We start from the raw sequence: 19,386 nt of genomic DNA on the forward strand, positions 1-19,386 counted from the left end.
CATAAAATGAGTTGAGAAGCTAAAATGAATTCAGCTTGATAAATTAAAACGACATCCGATTTGTAGACGAGAGTCAATTCATTGAGAGAAACGAAAAAATGTTTACTGAGCGATAGCGAATGATTTAAACATTTTAGTGAAACGAAATTAAAATTGACCGTCGAAAATCGAAGTCTTGACTTTTTTGTTTCGTTTTTGTGTCAAGACAAAAATGAAAATTAAAATAGTAGAACTAAATACAAATGAAAAAATTAACATCAACAATATTTACCCTTTTAGCATTAGGATTACTTAATGCACAAACAATCGAATCACCTTCGAAAGAAATCAAGGTGAATTTCGAATTAACTAAAAGTGGACAACCATCGTATTCGGTAACATATAAAGGAAAAGAAATTGTAAAACCATCAACTTTAGGTTTCGTTTTAAAAGATGCCGAAGCGTTAGAAAACGGATTTACAATTGCTAATTATTCAACGAAATCTGTAAATGAATCGTGGCAACCAGTATTGGGAGAATACAAAGAGATTAATGATATTCACAACGAAGGGACTTTTCAATTAACACAAAATTCTACGAACAGAAACATCAATGTAACGTTCAAAGTTTATGATGAAGGAGTTGCTTTTCGTTACGAATTTCCAAAGCAAGATAATTTAAATTACTTTGTTGTTAAACAAGAGAAGACACAATTTAATTTAACGGGAGATCATAAAACTTTTTGGCTTCCAGGTGATTTTGATACGCAAGAATATACATTTATCGAATCTAAAATTTCAGAAATTAATCATGCGGATATTGATATGAATAATGGAATTGGAGTAAAATCTATAGCAAAACCAAATTCAGTTCAAACGCCATTTCAGATGAAAACAGCTGATAATTTATACATCAATATTTTTGAAGCTGCTACGGTAAATTATCCAGTAATGCATTTAGAATTTGATAAAAATACCTATCAATTTCAAGCTCATTTAGCACCAAATGCAATCGGAGATTTAGCGTATTTACAAGCGCCTTTCAATTCGCCTTGGCGCACAATTATGGTATCGGATGATGCACGTGATATTGTAGGTAAAGGTCCACAAATGATTTTGAATTTAAATGAACCATCAAAAATTGAAGATACTTCTTGGATTAAACCAATGAAATATGTAGGAATTTGGTGGGAAATGCATGTTGGAATTTCTACTTGGGATCGTCAAGGAACACAAAATGCACAAAATCAAGTAGGGCAGGAGAAGATTAAATTTCCGCACGGAGCTACAACAGAAAATACAAAACGTTACATCGACTTTGCTGCTAAACATGGATTCGACGGAGTGTTAGTAGAAGGATGGAACGAAGGTTGGGAAGATTGGTACGGAAACTGGAAAGAAGATGTATTCGATTTTACAACGGCTTATTCAGATTTTAATATCAAAGAAGTTTCAGATTACGCCAAAGCAAAAGGTGTAAAAATGATTATGCACCACGAAACATCTGGTTCGGTTACAAACTACGAACGTCGTTTTGATCGTGCGGTTGAAGTGATGAAAGAATATGGATATCCAGCGGTAAAAACTGGTTATGTTGGTCGTATTATTCCTCGTGGAGAATACCACGATGGTCAAGCGATGGTGAATCATTTCAATTGGACTGCTGAGCGTTTTGCTGAGAATAAAATCTTAGTTAATACACACGAAAGTTCTCGTCCAACAGGATATCACCGTACATATCCAAATTATATTGCTGCTGAAGCAACACGTGGTAACGAGTTCAATGCGTGGAGTTATGGAAATCCACCAGCGCATGAAACAATTTTACCTTTTACTCGATCTTTAGGTGGACCGATTGATTATACACCAGGAGTTTTAGAAACAGAAATGAAGGTATATAATGTTGGTCGTGATACTCGAATTCATACAACTTTAGCGAAGCAATTGGCTTTATATGTAACGATTTATTCGCCTTTACAAATGGCTGCTGATTTGCCAGAGAATTACGATAAATTTTCAGATGCATTTCAATTTATTAAAGATGTTGCTTTAGATTGGGATGATACAAAATATTTAGAAGCTGAGCCTGGAGATTATTTAACAGTTGCGCGTAAAGCGAAAGGAACTGAAAATTGGTTTGTAGGAGCAATTACAGATGAAAATTCTCGTCAATCAGAAATTAAATTAAATTTCCTAACGCCAGGAAAATCTTATGAAGCGATCATTTATCAAGATGCTAAAAATGCACATTGGGAGAAAAATCCAAAAGCATACGAAATCAAAAAAATGAAAGTAAATGCTAAATCTAAAATTAAATTGAATTTAGCTGCAGGTGGTGGAACAGCAATCTCTATTATTCCAAAGAATTAGATTTGATTGTCAGTTCATAATCTTTTGAATTGAGTGAGAATTTAAATGGCATCTAAATCTATGACGTTAAGAAAATAAATGTAATGAAGGAAAAGAATGAATTAGTGAGCGGTAGCGAATCATTTAATTCATTCCCGAAATGAAATTTATTTTTAGTCTAATAGATTTACAGCCTTGATTTTTTGAATACTTTTTTATCAAGAAAAAAGTATTGAATAATCATCATCCAAAATTAAAATAGTAGTAAAAAAAACAAAACAAATATGAAACAATTTAAAACCATATTAGCTTTAGGAATCTCGATGATGAGCCTTGTTTACGGTCAGGAGTTAAAATCACCAAACGGTAATTTTGTAATGGATTTCTCATTATCGAAAGACGGTAAACCAACTTATCAATTAAAATATAAAGGAAAAGATATTGTAAAACCTTCAACTTTAGGATTCGAATTCAAGCAGAACAATCAAATGAGTTTTGATTGGGAAGATAAAAATTTGGATAAAAATGCATTCTCAAACTTCATTTCTGGATTTCAAATTATTGATACAAAAACTTCAACTTTTGATGAAACATGGATACCAGTTTGGGGTGAAGTTGATAAAATCAGAAATAACTTTAACGAATTAGCGGTTACTGTTTCTCAACCAAAAACAGAACGTCAAATGGTAATTCGTTTCCGTTTATTCAATGAAGGGTTAGGGTTTCGTTATGAATTCCCAGAGCAAAAGAATTTAAAATACTTTGTCGTAAAAGAAGAAAAATCTCAGTTTGCCATGGCTGGAGATCATACGGCTTGGTGGCTTCCGGGAGACTATGATACGCAAGAATACGATTTTACAGAAACTAAATTATCTGAAATTCGTTCAACTTTCGATAAAGCATATACAGGAAATGCATCTCAAAAAGCATTTTCAAAAACAGGTGTTCAGACTTCTTTAATGATGAAATCTTCAAATGGATTATACATCAATATTCACGAAGCGGCATTAATCAATTATCCTGCAATGCATCTTAATTTAGATGATAAAACAATGACTTTCGAATCATGGTTAACTCCAGATGCAGTTGGTGATAAAGGATATTTACAAGCGCCTTTCAACACGCCTTGGCGTACAGTAATCGCAAGTGATAATGCGGCTGAAGTTGCTTTTAAAGGGCCACAGATGATTTACAACTTAAACGAACCATCTAAGATTGAAGATACTTCTTGGATCAAGCCAGTAAAATACATTGGTGTTTGGTGGGAAATGATTACAGGTAAAGGTTCTTGGGCTTATACAGACGAATATCCAACTGTACAATTAGGTGTTACAGATTATACAAAAGCAAAACCAAATGGAAAGCATTCTGCAAATACAAAACATGTAAAAGAGTATATTGATTTTGCTTCTAAACATGGATTTGATGCAGTTTTAGTAGAAGGATGGAATGAAGGATGGGAAGATTGGTTCGGAAATCACAAAGATTATGTTTTCGATTTCGTTACGCCATACCCAGATTTTGATGTGAAAGAATTGCATTCTTACGCAAAATCAAAAGGTGTTGAATTAATGATGCACCACGAAACTTCAAGTTCTGTTCGTAACTACGAAAGACATTTAGAAAAAGCGTATCAGTTTATGAAAGATAACGGATACAACTCTTTAAAAAGTGGATATGTAGGAGATATTGTTCCGCGTGGAGAGTTTCATTACAGCCAAAACATAATTAACCATTATCAATATGCAATTGAAAAAGCTGCAGAGTATAAAATTATGGTTAATGCACACGAAGCAGTTCGTCCAACAGGTGTTGCTCGTACATGGCCAAATTTAATTGGAAATGAATCAGCTCGTGGAACAGAATACCAAGCGTTTGGAGGATCAAAACCAAATCACGTTACGGTATTACCATTTACTCGTTTGTTAGGAGGGCCTATGGATTACACACCTGGAATTTTTGAAATGGATATTAAAAAATTAAATCCAAACAATCATTCTCACGTAAATTCTACAATCGCGAATCAATTGGCGTTATATGTAACAATGTATTCGCCTTTACAAATGGCGGCTGATATTATAGAAAACTACGAGCGTTTTCCAGATGCATTCCAATTCATCAAAGATGTTCCAGTTGATTGGAAAGATTCGAAATATTTAGAAGCAGAGCCAGGAAGATATTTAACGATTGCACGTCAGGATAAAAACTCTAACGATTGGTTTTTAGGAAATGTAAATGGAGATAATTCTCGTTCAACAAAGATCAAATTAGATTTCTTAGAGAAAGGAAAAAAATACGAGGCTACAATTTATGCTGATGCAAAAGATGCACATTATAAAAACAATCCTCAAGCTTATACAATAGAAAAAAAGAAAGTTACTTCTAAAACTATTTTAGATTTAACTTCAGCTTCTGGTGGAGGTTTTGCTATTAGCATTAAGGAAGTAAAATAATTTTGAGTGATGAGTATTAAGATGTTTTTTCTTAATACTCAAAACTTTTTTTATTAGAAAAATGGCATCTAAATCTATGGCGTTAAGAAATTAAATAGAATGTAGGACAAGAATGAATTAGTGACCAAAGGGAATCATTTAGTTCATTCCCGAAATGAAATTTAATTTTAGTCCAATAGATTTATAGCCTTGACTTTTTTGATTCGTTTTTGTGTCAAGACAAAAATGAATAATTATAAAAAACTTAAATCAATGATCAAAAAAATATTCGGAATAAGTTTAGTTGCAGGAATGTTATTAACTTCTTGTTCAACGTCAAAAATTGGAGCAACACAAGAAATTCCAACCTCAGAAAATCAACCATTCGTTTGGAATGCAGCTAATGTATATTTCTTATTAACAGATCGTTTTAATAATGGAGATACAACGAACGATGTTAATTACGGCAGAACTGATAAAACTGCTGTTTTAAGAGGTTTTGAAGGTGGTGATATCAGAGGTATTATTCAAAAAATAAACGAAGGTTATTTTACAGATTTAGGTGTTAATGCCATCTGGATGACTCCAATAGTAGAACAAATTAAAGGATCTGTAGATGAGGGGCAAGGTGCAACTTATGGTTTTCATGGATATTGGACAAAAGATTGGACTTCATTAGACAAAAATTTCGGAACTGAAAAAGACTTACATGAGTTAGTTCAGAAAGCACATGAGAAGGGAATCCGAATCATGTTAGATGCAGTAATTAATCACACTGGTCCTGTAACAGAATTGGATGAGGTTTTTCCTGCGGATTGGGTTCGTGTTACTCCGCAATGTACGTATGATTCGTATGTAAATACAACAGCTTGTACCTTAGTTAAGAATCTTCCAGATATTTTAACAGAGTCTGAAAATGATGTAACGCTTCCTCTACAATTATTAGAGAAATGGCAAAAAGAAGGTCGTTTAAAGCAAGAAATTACGGAATTAAATGAATTCTTCACAAAATATAATTTGCCGAAAGCACCAAAATATTACATCATGAAATGGTTATCAGATTATATTCGTGATTATGGTATTGATGCATATCGAGTAGATACAGTAAAACATACGGAGGAAGATGTGTGGAAAGTATTTGCTCAAGTTTGTAAAGATGCTTTGGCTGAGTATAAAGCTAAAAATCCAAATTTAGCTATCGATAATAACGAATTCTTTTTGTTAGGAGAAGTTTACAATTACACAATTAATGAAGGACAGATGTTCTCGTTTCCTGATAAGAAAGTAAACTATTACGAGAATGGATTTGATGCTTTAATTAATTTTGATTTGCGTTCATCTCAAGAAGAAACGAATCAACAATTATTTGAAAGATACAATGATATCATTCAAAACGAGATGAAAGGTAAAACGGTAATGAATTACATTTCTTCTCATGATGATGGTTCGCCTTATGATAAAGAGCGTAAGAATACTTGGGACGCAGGAACAAAATTATTGTTGACACCTGGGATGTCTCAAATTTATTATGGTGATGAAATTGCTCGTCCTTTAGTAGTAAATGGAGCAGATGGAGATGCGAATCTTCGTTCGTTTATGAATTGGGAAGATATTAAACCAAATTCTGAAACAGAGTCTTTATTAAATCACTTTCAAAAATTAGGTCAATTCCGTCGTAATCATCCGGCTGTTGGTGCAGGAGTACAAACTGTTTTAAAAGCAGAACCATATATTTTACATAGAAAGTATAAAGAGGATGAAGTAATTATTGCTTTAGATTATTTTAGAGAACAAAAAGTGATTGAAGTTTTTAATCTTTGGGCAGAAGGAACTAAAGTTCGTGATGCTTATTCTGGAGAGATTTCAGTTGTAAAGGATGGAAGAGTTGTGCTTTCGTCTACAAGTGAAATTGTGTTACTTGAAAAGATTAAATAATTTTCATTTTAAATTATATTTTATAATGAGAAGCTGAAATAAATTCAGCTTGACAAAATGGATATTGTCATTCTGAGTTTGTCGAAGAATCTAATAAAAGTCTGAAACTTTATTCGTATTTGATTCAAGACAAAAATGAATAATTAGAATAAAAGGAAAAAATATAAACATGATAAAACAATTTTTAGCTTTAGGATTAATAGCTGGTTTATTCTTAACAAGCTGTTCTAAAAAAGAAGATACTTCAGAAACTACTACTGAATTAGCAGAAGGTTCATTCAAACCTTTTACAGCAGATGAAGCAGAAACTGCAGTTATTTACGAGGTAAATGTGCGTCAATTTTCTCCAGAAGGAACGTTTGCTGCGGTAACAAAGGAAATTCCTAACATTAAAAAATTAGGAGTAAAGATTCTTTGGTTAATGCCAGTTCATCCAATTGGAGTTGAAAAACGTAAAGAAGGTTTAGGTTCATATTACTCGATTAGTGATTATCGTGGAGTGAATCCTGAATTTGGTACTGCTGAAGATTTAAAACAATTAATAGAAACTGCTCATGCTAACGGAATTTATGTTGTTTTAGATTGGGTAGCGAATCATACGGCTTGGGATCATCCTTGGATGAAATCGAATCCAGATTTCTATGAAAAGGACGAAAAAGGAAACTTTATTTCTCCATTTGATTGGACGGATGTTGTTTCTTTAGAATACAATAATCCAGCACTTCGTAAAGCAATGATTGCTGATATGAAGTATTGGTTAGATGAGTTCAAAATTGATGGTTTCCGTTGCGATATGGCACACATGGTTCCTACAGATTTCTGGGCAGAAGCTAAAAAAGAATTAGCAAATGGTCGTGAAATTTTCATGTTAGGTGAAACAGAAGAACCAGAATTATTAAAGAACGGAGTTTTTGATTCGGCTTATGGATGGGAATTACATCACATCATGAACGATATCGCTAACGCTAAAAAAGATGTTTCTGCAATTGATGTTTACATGGATAGTATTCAGCATAAATGGGAGAAAGATGATTATAAAATGTTATTTACTTCTAACCACGACGAAAATTCTTGGGCAGGCACAGAGTTCGAAAGAATGGGAGATGCTGTGGAAACTTTCGCAGCTTTAACGTATGCATTACCATCGGTTCCTTTAATTTATAACGGGCAAGAAGAAGATTTTAATCGTCGTTTAAAATTCTTCGTTAAAGATTCTATTGATCGTAATCCTAATGCGAAGATGCGTGGAGTTTATGAAAAATTAGGAGATTTAAAGAATAATAATGAAGCGTTTAATGGAGCTAAAAATGCTGGTTCTTACGAACGAATTAAAACTTCGGATGATAAATCTATCTTAGCGTTTAAACGTAAGAAAAATTCATCAGAAGCTTATTTTGTTGGTAATTTTACAAAAGAAACAAAAGAGGTTACATTACCAATTACTGGAGAGTTTGTAAACTTCATGACAAAAGATGCAATTACTTTAGATGCAACAAAAAAGGTTTCTTTAAAACCTTGGCAATACTATATTTTAGTGCAGAAATAATAGTTTTAAATTAAATATTTAGCGAGTCGATTTGGAAACAAATCGACTTTTTTTGTGGTATAATGATTGTGATGATGTAATAAAACCAATCTTATGAAAAAGTTAGTAGTAGCATTATTTTTAATTCCAATTATGGGATTGATTTCTTGTACAGATAAAAAAGAAATTGTTGTTGATCCTAATGAATCTTATACAGTAGTAAAAGAAAATGGAGAAGAAAAAGTAGTATCAAAAGATACTGACGAAACAATTATTAATGCAGGTAATTTACCAGAAAAGTCGAATCAATTTCTAAAAAATAATTTCGGAAGTGAAACAATTCAGAATGTCATTAAGGAAGCAAATATAAATGGTGATGAATATAAAGTTCAATTATCTAATGGTGTAAAGGTCGATTTTGATGCAAATGGTGATTGGAAACAAGTAGAAGCTGGTGTTGCAAATCAATCGGTGGGTGCTTTATTCTTACCTCAAATCACAAGAGATTATTTAAATAAAAATTATCCAGAAATTGGTATTAAATCAATTGACAAAGATGAGAAAGGTATAGACATCGAATTATTGCAGAATAATGTAGATTTAAAATTCGATACCAATGGAAAATTCCTTAAAATAGATTAATATATTAACTTATTATCATAATTGTTTTTGATTTAAATTTCTGAAATTGATTAATTTATAATTATTTATCTAAAATACTATATTAATCCAATAGAGTTTAAAGTCTATTTAATTATATTTACAAAAGAAATTTAGCAAAAGCTATGGATAAAAAATTTTTAAGATCATTAATTTTTAGACACCTTGACGGTATCGTTACAGCTCCTGTTGTAGCGGCTTTAGCTCATAAAGGAATCTTACATTATATTATAGAGAATAAAAAAATATCATTAACGCAACTTTCAAATCAATTTCAAACAAATGAAGGGTATTTAAATGTTGCTTTACGTGTATTGGCATCTCAAAATATGTTGAATTATAATTTAATTCAAGAGAATAATCAAGTAATAATAGAAATCAATAAATATTCAGAACGTGCATTTACGAATTTGGATATTTATGAAGATTTATCCACATTTTTAAAATCAGATGAGGTGATTAATCGCAAAGATTTTTCTGATGATTTTTGTAAAAAATGGACACATTTATTTGATAAATACGAAACTTACTTAAAATCAAGTAACGAACCTGAATTTGTTGAAAAGCATTTACATTTTCAGATTTGTAAACATATCGAAGGTGCTTTAGTTGGGCCTTTAATTGTCCGACTAGGCATGAGTGGATTGTTTCATAAATATTTTATGGAAGCGTCATTTAGTGCTGATGAGTTTCATAAAAATCCACAATTTTTTGAGAAGATTTTAGATTGTTTAGTTAAACTAGATTGGTTTACAAAACAAGGAAAAAATTATCAGTTTACAGAAACAGGATTATTTTTTGCTCGTCGCGCATCAGCCTACGGAGTAACGGTTTCTTACTTACCTATGTTCTCTAAATTAGACGATTTATTATATGGATCTCCATCAAAAATAAGAGAAATTAAAGATGGTGAAGACGAAATACACGTAGATCGTGAAATGAATGTTTGGGGTAGTGGAGGAGCACACGCAACTTATTTTAAAGTGATAGATGAATTTATCATGGATATTTTTAATCGTCCTTTAGAAGAACAACCAAAAGGTATCTTAGATATGGGATGTGGTAATGGAGCTTTACTGCAACATTTATACGAAGTTGTAGAACGTTACACATTACGTGGTCGTCATTTAGATGATTATCCTTTGTTTTTGGTAGGTGCAGATTATAACCAAGCCGCTTTAAAAGTAACGCGTGCTAATTTGATTAAAAATGATATTTGGGCAAAAGTAATTTGGGGTGATATAGGTGATCCAGAACGATTATCAAATGATTTACAAAATGATTATAATATCTCTTTAAGTGAACTTTTAAATATCAGAACTTTCTTAGATCATAATCGTATTTGGACAGATATTGAATCAACAAATCGTGTATCTACTTCTACAGGAGCATATGCTTTTAGAGGTAAAAGATTATTGAATGGGGAAGTGGAAGAAAGCCTTAAACAACACTTACAAAAGTGGGCGCCTTATGTACAACGTTACGGATTATTATTGATTGAATTGCATACATTAGCTCCAGATTTAGTTGCTAAAAATTTCGGGAATACCGCTGCGACAGCTTATGATGCTACACATGGTTTTTCAGATCAATATATATTAGAAGTTGATGTTTTTCACAGAATATGTCAAGAAGCAGGTTTAAATCCTGATAATAAATTATTCAAGAAATTTCCAGATAACGAATTAGCGACTGTAAGTATTAATTACTTGAAAGCATAAAAAAAGCGAGGTTAAAAACCTCGCTTTTTTAAAATCTATAATATTTATTGGAATTGAATTATCTTAAAACTACGTCAGCTTGACTAATTTTAAAACCATTCTGGTAAATGTCAATTTTGTAAGTTCCTGCTTCAAAAGCCGCATCTTCCCAATCAAAACTTACTGTTTGTCCAGCACCATTTTGATAGTTAATTTTTACTTTATCAGAGTAAGCAACTTCATCACCCGAGTGTAATTTTAAAGTTCCAGATTCAGCTCCACCAAATTTTCCAATTTGTCCGTTTGGTTTACGAATAGCAACATAAATCTCTTTGTCTCCACTTACAGCACGAGAGTTTCTATCGATATCAAATGATACTCTAATTTTATCCACTTTCGTTGCTTTATTTTTAGTAACCTCTTTTCCGTTGTTACGTACTTTTAAAGGAGCAATTTTGTGGTTAGATACAGATAAAGTTGTACTTAATTCTTCTTCTTTTTGTTGTGCAATTTGTTTTTCAGCAACACGTTCAGTTCTTTCATTAGCTAAAGTAGTAGTAATACTATCGCGCTCTGTAGTTAATAATGCATTGTTTTTAACTAAGATTGCGTTTTCTTTTTCTAAACGAACAATTTCTGATTTATAAGTTGAAATTTCTGATTTTAAATTTTTAATCATCGCTTCAGCTTTAGCTAAATCTTCTTTTGATGCATTTGCATCATTTAAGATTTTGTTGATTTCTTCTTGCTGAATTTTGATGTCGTGCTCTTTGTTTGCTAATAATCCATCGTTATCAACAATAGAACTTTTTAAAGTTTCGTACTCGTCTTGTAAGTTTTTGTAGTCAAATTCTAATTGAGATTTTTCAGAAGAAATAGCTGATAATTCTTTTACAGATTTTTCTAAAGTATCTTGATTGTTTTTGCTATCCATAAACTGATAAGCATTAAAACCTAAACTCAATAATAAACCAACTCCTAAAGCAATTGGTAGTGTGGAGTTGTTTGATTTCTTTTGTTCTTGTTCCATTGTAATGAATTTTTAGATGTGTTTTTTAAATATTTTCAAGTTGTAATTTAGCAAAATTAGTTCCAAAAATTAAGGCAGTCAATAAAGACTGCCTTATGTATTGATATTAAGTGAATTATTTTTTAAATGTACCTGTGTAAACTGAAATGATTTTTTCTAAATCAATATATTTTTTAACCACATCATTTACTTCTTTCAGGCTTAATCTCTCTACTTTTTGTTCAAGAGTAGTGAAATCGTCAAACGAAGTTCCATTTAAAAGGTAACCATTAGATAAACCAATTAAGGTCCCGTCGCTTCCTAAATTCGTTGCACGTCCAGTTTTCCAGCTCGAGATATTTGTTTTTAATTCCTCTGCTGTGAAACCATCTTTAATCGCTTTTTGGATTTCATCTTTTACTGCATCTTCTACATCTTTACGTTTTGTAGGATTTAAGAATGCGTAATAACCCCAAGTTGCGCTTTCGTTTTTATGATCGTTAGAAATATTTAAATACGAACCAGCTCCATAACTAATTCCTTCTTTTTCACGTAAACGCATTGGTATACGAGCAGATAAGAAGCCACCGCTACCGATCATTTCGTTGGCAATAACTAATGCTGGATAATCGGGATGATTACGATTCATTTTGAAATTAATTATACCAACAGCCGCAGCATTTTCTTTGTCTGCAATGTTGATAATTTTATCTTGTTTTGCCGAATTTTGAATTACTGGATAAGCTTTTTCGTATTTAGATTTACTGTTCCACTTTCCAAAAGTTTCATCTAATGACGATTTAACTTTCGCTTTATCATTAATTCCAATTACTGTTGCTACACCATTATTTGCACCAAAAATATTTTTATGAAAATCAACAAGATCTGTGCGTTTTACCTTCTTAACAGCATCAATCATTTCTTGATATGTAGGAGTATAAAAAAGTGATGATTTTGGATAATTTGAACTGATTCGTTGAGCTTCAGCAAAAGCTAAAGATTGTGGATCGTTCATGTTTCCTTCTAAATAAGTTACATTTTCGTTGATTGTTTTTTGTAACTCAGTTTCAGGGAAAATAGGTTCAGTGATCATTTGGTTTACAATTTTCATTGTTTCATCCAATGATTTTTTATAGGTACTAATTGATACATGTAAAATTTGTCCAGAGAACGAGAAATAAACTGAAGATTTTAATTCATCTAAACGATCTTTGATTTGTTCATTCGTCATCGATTTAGTTCCTGCATTCATCAACTGTGCAGTTAAATCTCCGATCATTTGTTTGTTCGCTAGATCTTTCTCATTAGATACTGGTAAATTCAACGCAATGGTTACTTTTTCACCTTTAATTTCTTTATCTATAATTCCGAATTTTAAACCATTATTTAACTTTCCTTCAGCGTAATTAGCTTTTAAATTAGCAATTGAAGCTTCAAAAGCTTTGGCTTCTTTTTCAACCTCTCGTCCTTTATAATTAGTAACTAAATTTTTGATTTCTTTAGAAGAAACTTCGTTTGGTAACACACGGATTTCATCTTTAGTCGGAATAAAAATTCCAACTGTTCTGTTATTCTCTCTAAAGTATTTTTCTGCTACACGTTTTACATCTGCTAATGTTACTTTTTCAACATTATCACGGTAAATAAAGTTTAAGCGATAATCTCCAGAACCAATAATTTCAGTCAAGTTAACTGCTTGTCCAATCGTATTATTTTTTAGATTTTCTAATTGTTTAGAAATTGAAGCTTGCGCACGTTTGACATCAGCTTCAGTATAATTGTTTGAAGCAATTTTATTTAATTCGGCACGAACATCTTCACGTGTTTTCTTGATGTCTTTATCTTTACTTACCTCTGCACCGATAAACATAAATCCTGCATCACGTAATTGTGGAGAAAATGACCAAATTGAAGAAACTTTATGTGTATCTACTAAAGATTTATATAAATATCCAGACGGATTAGAAGTTAAAATTTCATCCAAAACTGATAAGGCAGCGTAATTTTTGTCGGCAAATGGAGCTGTGTGGTACATGATTCCTACCGCTTGACTATCTCCGGCACGTTTTACTTCAACAAATTTTTCACCATCTTGTGCAGGTTCTTTTGTTTGTATTTCCTCTAAAACTCTTGAAGGTTTTGCAATTGATCCGAAATATTGATTGACATATTCTAATGCTTTTTTCTCATCAAATTTTCCTGCAACAACTAAAACTGCATTATCTGGCTGATAATATTTTTCGTAAAATTTACGTAATTGCGGTGCTTTTACACGTTCTATATCTTCTCGAGAACCGATGGTTGAATTTCCGTAATTGTGCCAAACATATCCAGCATTAATTACTCGTTCCATTAATACACTCATTGGATTATTTTCTCCAATTTCAAATTCATTTCTTACGACAGAGAATTCTTTATCTAAATCCTCTTGAAGAATTGTAGCATTCAACATACGATCTGCTTCCATTTCAATACTCCAACGTAAATTTTCATCAGAGTAGGGGAAGATTTCGTAGTAATTTGTACGATCGTACCAAGTAGTTCCATTCGCATTTCCTCCTTTATCCGATAACATTTTTTTGATATCTCCTAAGTTTTTTGTGCTTTTAAAAAGCATGTGTTCTAATAAATGCGCCATTCCTTTTTCACCATATCCTTCGTGTTTAGAACCTACATGATAGGTAATATTTACAACAACGTTACTTTGTGATGCGTCCGGAATAAATAAAACTTGCAAACCATTGTTTAATTTATATTCTTTTATTCCTTCAACTTGAGTAACAAATTGCGCTGTATTGGTTGTTGATTTTTGGGCAAATGCAGAAGGTGCTGTCCCAAGTATAAAGGCGAATACAAGACTGTATAGTGTTTTTTTCATAGTAGATTTTATCTTGTTTGGTTAATAATTTTATTAAATATAGCGTCTAATAAGTTGTAAATAGTATGGTTATGTTACAAATCTTTTGTTAAATTTGTTTTGCAACAAACAAATGAAATGGAAACACAAGAGGTAAATAAAATTACTTTCGAGGAATTCAAAAATCAAATCGTAAACGATTATCGTTTAGCTTTTTTGTCACGTGAAGTGAGTCTGCTTGGTCGTAGAGAAGTATTAACTGGAAAAGCTAAATTTGGGATTTTTGGAGACGGAAAAGAGTTACCACAAATCGCTATGGCTCGCGTTTTTAAAAACGGAGACTTTAGATCAGGATACTATCGTGATCAAACTTTTATGTTTGCGATTAATGAATTAACAGTAGAAAACTTTTTCGCACAATTATACGCTTTAACTGATTTAGAGCACGAACCTGCATCTGGAGGTCGTCAAATGACTTCACATTTTGCTACTCGATCTTTAAACGAAGATGGTAGTTGGAAGAATTTAGCAGATCAAAAAAATTCGAGTTCAGATATTTCTCCAACAGCTGGACAAATGCCTCGTTTATTAGGTTTAGCTCAAGCTTCAAAAGTGTATCGTCAAGTAAAAGGTGCAGATGATAAAGAGCAATTTTCTAGAAATGGAAATGAAATCGCATTTGGTACAATTGGTGACGCAAGTACTTCTGAAGGGCATTTTTGGGAAACTGTAAATGCAGGTGGAGTATTACAAGTACCAATGATTATTTCTATTTGGGATGATGGATACGGAATTTCTGTTCCTGCTCAATTTCAAAGAACAAAATCAAATTTATCAGAATTATTATCTGGATTTCAACGTACAGAGCAAGAACGTGGTTACGAAATTATTTCTGTAAAAGCATGGGATTATCCAGGTTTAATTGATGCTTATACAAAAGCAGAAGAATACGCAAGAAAACATCATATTCCATGTATTGTTCACGTTTCAGAATGTACACAACCACAGGGTCATTCAACTTCTGGATCTCATGAGCGTTACAAATCAAAAGAGCGTTTAGCTTGGGAAAAAGAATATGATGGTATCGCAAAATTCCGTGAATGGATGATTAAATTTGGAGAAACTGCTCCAGAACCAATTATCTCTTCAGAGGATTTATTAGCGTTAGAAAACCAAGTGAAAAAAGAAGTGCGTGATGCGCAAAAGAAAACTTGGGATTTATACTTGAATCCAATAATCGAGTTAAAAAATGAAGCGATTGCATTAATTGAAAAAGTTGTTGGAGAAAGTGCTAATGGTGCATTTTTAACAATTGAAATCAATCAATTAAAAGCAAAATCAACTCCATTTAAACGAGATATTTTCTCAGCGATTCGTAAAGTTTTACGTATTGTTCGTGAAGAAAAATTAACATCAAAAGTTGAATTAATTAATTGGTTAACTAATCAATTAGAAATTCAAGAAGATATATATTCTTCTCATTTAGTTTCAGGAACTGCTGTTAAAGTTCCTCAAGTTGAGATTAAATATGAAGGTAAAGAAGTTGTAGAAGATGGACGTGTTATTGTTCGTGATAACTTTGATAAAATCTTCGAAAAATATCCAAATACATTAATTTTTGGTGAAGATGCCGGTAATATTGGAGATGTAAACCAAGGTTTAGAAGGTTTACAAGAAAAATACGGAATCGAAAGAATTATGGATACCGGAATTCGTGAAGCTACAATTCTTGGTCAAGGTATCGGAATGGCAATGCGTGGACTACGTCCAATCGCTGAAATTCAATATTTAGATTACGTTTTATATTGTTTACAAGGAATTTCTGATGACTTAGCTTCTGTACTTTATCGTACAAAAGGTGGGCAAAAAGCTCCATTAATTATCCGTACTCGTGGTCACCGTTTAGAAGGTGTTTGGCATTCTGGTTCTCCAATGGGAGGAATTTTAAACTTAGTTCGTGGTGTAAACGTTTTAACGCCTCGTAACCTAACAAAAGCAGCTGGTTTTTATAATACATTATTACAATGTGATGAACCTGCAATTGTTGTTGAAAGTTTAAATGGTTACCGATTAAAAGAGCAAAAACCATCTAATATTGGTGAATTTACAACTCCAATAGGTGAAGTTGAAATCACGAAAGAAGGAGCAGATGTTACATTATTAACTTATGGTTCTACTTGGCGTATTGTAATGGATGCAGCAAAAGAGTTAGAACAATTGGGGATTTCTGCAGAAGTTATCGATGCGCAATCGTTATTACCTTTTGATATTAATCATGATGTAGCAAAATCTTTGGCCAAAACAAATCGTTTAGCTATTATTGATGAAGACGTTCCGGGGGGAGCTACTGCGTTTTTATTACAAGAAATCATCGAAAAACAATCGGCTTACTTTAGTTTAGATAGTAAACCAATGACGATTACTGCGAAAGCGCATCGTCCTCCGTATGCAACAGATGGAGATTATTTCTCTAAACCTTCTGTTGATGATATTGTAGAACGTGTTTATGCAATGATGAATGAGTCGAATCCGACAAAATATCCATCAATTTATTAAGTAACGAATTAATTTAAATTATAAAGTGTTCAATTGAAAAGTTGGACACTTTTTTTATTGTTGTATTTTAGTAAAAAATATAGAAATGAAGTTTTTAAAAATATTCTTTTTTGTAGCAACTATAGTTTTTTCAAATACAATTTTTGCACAAGAACTTGAAGTTAAACCTCCAAAAAATATAGGAACAGTTCAAGTTTTTAATCCATCAAAAAATGATAATACACCAATTATTCGTCTAAATTCAAATGAAACTTTACTTTTTTTATTTGATGATTTGGATGCTGGTTATAAACGATACAATTATAAAATAGAACACAGAAATGCTGATTGGTCTGAATCTGGAATTTTCCAATCAGAATTTTTAGTTGGTATTAATAGTGATTATGTTCGTACACACAAAAATTCATTTAATACATATAAAAGATATACAAACTATCAAATTCAGTTTCCAAACAGAGATATGAATGTGAAATTAGGAGGGAATTATTTGTTAAAAGTGTTTTTAAACGACGAAAATAATCCTGTTTTCACCAAACGATTTGCTGTTTATGAAGGAAACGTGGATGTAGGTATGAGTTCATCTCGTTTTATCAATCCAAGAGTTAAAGATTTAAATCAAAAAATTCAAACAGTTGTTTCAAGTGGATATCAAAATTTTACTGAAACTCCGGATGGCGCAAAATTGTTCATCATGAAGAACAATAATTGGAATGAACATATTACAGATTTATCACCAGATTTTACACGTACCAATCAATTAACATATAATAATGTTGATTGGACTTTTGAGGGTGGAGCTGAATACAATTGGTTTGATACTAAAAATTTAGATGTTCCGGGATTAACTACTGAACGTAATTTCAGAAAAGATTCTGTTTATCATACTGTTTTACGTGTAGATTTTCCAAAATATAATCTTCCTTATGATGATTTTGGCGATGTAAATGGTAATTTTTATATCCGTAGTAATCGTTACGGGAATGAATATTTAGCTGCTTCAGAAGCAGATTATACTTGGGTTTATTTTGCTTTAGATGCTTTTGAGGATCAAAATGGATTGTATGTGCCATATGTAGTTGGTGCATTTAATAATTGGGAAATTTCTGAAGCTTCGAAACTAAAATTTAATAAAGATTCTCAACTTTGGGAAAACGAATATTTCTTGAAACAAGGATATTATAACTATCAATATGTAGTTGTAAATACAAAAACCAAACGCGTAGAACCAAGTTATGTTAGTGGAAGTTTTTGGCAGACAGAAAACATGTATCAAGGTTTATTTTATTACCGTCCTTGGGGAGGACGATATGATATATTAATGGGATATGGAGAAGTAAATACAAGAAATTAAATAGTAACCTGGTCAAAATGATCAGGTTTTTTATTTTAAATTTATAGAATGAAAAATCCAATCTACTACATTTTTGTCTATTTATCTCTTTTTAGTTGTTCGAAGGAAAGGAATCATCCAATTGATTTCTATTATTGGCGATCTAATTTTCAAGTGAACGAATCTGAAAAGAAAGTTGTTCAAGATTTAAAAGTTGAAAATATTTATATCCGTTTTTTTGATGTGGATAAAACAGATATTCAACCAAAACCAATCGGAACAATTAAAAATTTTAATGCATCAGTTTTAAATGTTAATTATATTCCTACAGTTTTTATTACCAATCGAACATTTCAAAGTTTATCTTCAGAGGAAGTCAAAAAATTAGCTGCTAATGTAAATAAGTTGATTAATGAAATTGCTTTTGCAAGTGAATTAAAATCTTTTTCAGAAATTCAAATTGATTGTGATTGGACCAAATCAACGAAAGCTAATTATTTTTTATTCTTAGAAGAATTAAAGAAAATTTCTGACAAAAAACTTTCAGCAACTTTGCGTTTACATCAAGTCAAATATAAAGATAAGGAAGGGGTTCCGCCTTTAAATAAAATGGTTTTGATGTGTTATGCAACTGAAAATCCAACTGAAGTTGAAGAAAAAAATTCGATTTTAGATGTAGAAATCGCAAAAAATTATCTGCAAAATTTAGAGCAATATCCATTTCAGTTAGATGTGGCTTTGCCAATCTATTCGTGGGCGATTGTTACGAATCATCTAGGAAAAGTAAAATTAATTAATTCTTTTTCGAAAGATGATTTAAAAGATAAACCTGTAATTGATAAAGGAAACGGAATTTATGAAGTAACAGAAGATTTCTTCCTAGAAAAATTTTATCTTAGTAAAGGATTCAAAATCAAAGTTGAAACAATTTCTGAAGATGTTTTAAAAGAAACAATCTCATTTTTGGATTCAAAATTGAAAAATGATTATCGAATTATTTATTATCATTTAGACGAAAAGTTTACTCAAAACTATAACCTTAAAAACCTTTAAAA

Annotated in this window: 11 protein-coding genes; 9 read left to right on the forward strand and 2 right to left on the reverse strand. The window is 31.7% G+C overall.

Annotated features, from left to right (window positions below):
* The first annotated feature begins 242 nt into the window (after positions 1-242).
* The 6 genes from EAH69_RS00385 to EAH69_RS00410 all read left to right on the forward strand — a co-directional run bounded on the left by EAH69_RS00385 (position 243) and on the right by EAH69_RS00410 (position 10,600).
* Positions 243-2,348, forward strand: a complete 2,106-nt coding sequence (locus EAH69_RS00385) for a glycoside hydrolase family 97 protein (protein ID WP_121933228.1) — start codon at positions 243-245, stop codon at positions 2,346-2,348.
* Positions 2,349-2,611: 263 nt separating this feature from the next.
* Positions 2,612-4,780 (forward strand): glycoside hydrolase family 97 protein, encoded by a 2,169-nt coding sequence (locus EAH69_RS00390; RefSeq protein WP_121933229.1) that lies wholly within the window; start codon positions 2,612-2,614, stop codon positions 4,778-4,780.
* Positions 4,781-5,032: 252 nt separating this feature from the next.
* Positions 5,033-6,694 (forward strand): alpha-amylase family glycosyl hydrolase, encoded by a 1,662-nt coding sequence (locus EAH69_RS00395; protein ID WP_121933392.1) that lies wholly within the window; start codon positions 5,033-5,035, stop codon positions 6,692-6,694.
* Between the two features lie 169 nt (positions 6,695-6,863).
* Positions 6,864-8,240, forward strand: a complete 1,377-nt coding sequence (locus EAH69_RS00400; protein WP_121933230.1) for an alpha-amylase family glycosyl hydrolase — start codon at positions 6,864-6,866, stop codon at positions 8,238-8,240.
* Positions 8,241-8,333: 93 nt separating this feature from the next.
* Positions 8,334-8,861, forward strand: coding sequence for a PepSY-like domain-containing protein (locus EAH69_RS00405; protein ID WP_121933231.1), 528 nt, complete (start codon positions 8,334-8,336; stop codon positions 8,859-8,861).
* A 143-nt stretch (positions 8,862-9,004) separates the two neighbouring features.
* Positions 9,005-10,600: a class I SAM-dependent methyltransferase gene (locus tag EAH69_RS00410; protein ID WP_121933232.1), complete on the forward strand. Its 1,596-nt coding sequence runs from the start codon at positions 9,005-9,007 to the stop codon at positions 10,598-10,600.
* A 58-nt stretch (positions 10,601-10,658) separates the two neighbouring features.
* On the opposite strand, the gene EAH69_RS00415 is transcribed toward EAH69_RS00410, so the two are convergent.
* Complete coding sequence (locus EAH69_RS00415) at positions 10,659-11,609, reverse strand: hypothetical protein (protein ID WP_121933233.1); 951 nt, start codon at positions 11,607-11,609, stop codon at positions 10,659-10,661.
* Positions 11,610-11,724: 115 nt separating this feature from the next.
* On the reverse strand, positions 11,725-14,466 hold the full coding sequence (locus EAH69_RS00420) for a M16 family metallopeptidase (RefSeq protein ID WP_121933234.1): 2,742 nt from the start codon (positions 14,464-14,466) through the stop codon (positions 11,725-11,727).
* Between the two features lie 117 nt (positions 14,467-14,583).
* Between EAH69_RS00420 and EAH69_RS00425 the strand changes: the two genes are divergently transcribed.
* From EAH69_RS00425 to EAH69_RS00435, 3 genes are all read left to right on the forward strand, one after another.
* Positions 14,584-17,001, forward strand: coding sequence for an alpha-ketoacid dehydrogenase subunit alpha/beta (locus tag EAH69_RS00425; protein WP_121933235.1), 2,418 nt, complete (start codon positions 14,584-14,586; stop codon positions 16,999-17,001).
* 85 nt (positions 17,002-17,086) lie between these two features.
* Positions 17,087-18,352 (forward strand): type IX secretion system plug protein, encoded by a 1,266-nt coding sequence (locus EAH69_RS00430; protein WP_121933236.1) that lies wholly within the window; start codon positions 17,087-17,089, stop codon positions 18,350-18,352.
* A 48-nt stretch (positions 18,353-18,400) separates the two neighbouring features.
* On the forward strand, positions 18,401-19,384 hold the full coding sequence (locus tag EAH69_RS00435) for a hypothetical protein (protein ID WP_230466650.1): 984 nt from the start codon (positions 18,401-18,403) through the stop codon (positions 19,382-19,384).
* The last annotated feature ends 2 nt before the right edge of the window (positions 19,385-19,386 follow it).

The organism is Faecalibacter macacae, assembly GCF_003687725.1.
GTDB classification, from domain to species: domain Bacteria; phylum Bacteroidota; class Bacteroidia; order Flavobacteriales; family Weeksellaceae; genus Empedobacter; species Empedobacter macacae.

Bases quoted from the DNA above. Each gene is read 5' to 3' on its own strand.
- EAH69_RS00385 (WP_121933228.1), top strand. From the start codon at position 243: ATGAAAAAATTAACATCAACAATATTTACCCTTTTAGCATTAGGATTA.
- EAH69_RS00390 (WP_121933229.1), top strand. From the start codon at position 2,612: ATGAAACAATTTAAAACCATATTAGCTTTAGGAATCTCGATGATGAGC.
- EAH69_RS00395 (WP_121933392.1), top strand. From the start codon at position 5,033: ATGATCAAAAAAATATTCGGAATAAGTTTAGTTGCAGGAATGTTATTA.
- EAH69_RS00400 (WP_121933230.1), top strand. From the start codon at position 6,864: ATGATAAAACAATTTTTAGCTTTAGGATTAATAGCTGGTTTATTCTTA.
- EAH69_RS00405 (WP_121933231.1), top strand. From the start codon at position 8,334: ATGAAAAAGTTAGTAGTAGCATTATTTTTAATTCCAATTATGGGATTG.
- EAH69_RS00410 (WP_121933232.1), top strand. From the start codon at position 9,005: ATGGATAAAAAATTTTTAAGATCATTAATTTTTAGACACCTTGACGGT.
- EAH69_RS00415 (WP_121933233.1), bottom strand. From the start codon at position 11,609: ATGGAACAAGAACAAAAGAAATCAAACAACTCCACACTACCAATTGCT.
- EAH69_RS00420 (WP_121933234.1), bottom strand. From the start codon at position 14,466: ATGAAAAAAACACTATACAGTCTTGTATTCGCCTTTATACTTGGGACA.
- EAH69_RS00425 (WP_121933235.1), top strand. From the start codon at position 14,584: ATGGAAACACAAGAGGTAAATAAAATTACTTTCGAGGAATTCAAAAAT.
- EAH69_RS00430 (WP_121933236.1), top strand. From the start codon at position 17,087: ATGAAGTTTTTAAAAATATTCTTTTTTGTAGCAACTATAGTTTTTTCA.
- EAH69_RS00435 (WP_230466650.1), top strand. From the start codon at position 18,401: ATGAAAAATCCAATCTACTACATTTTTGTCTATTTATCTCTTTTTAGT.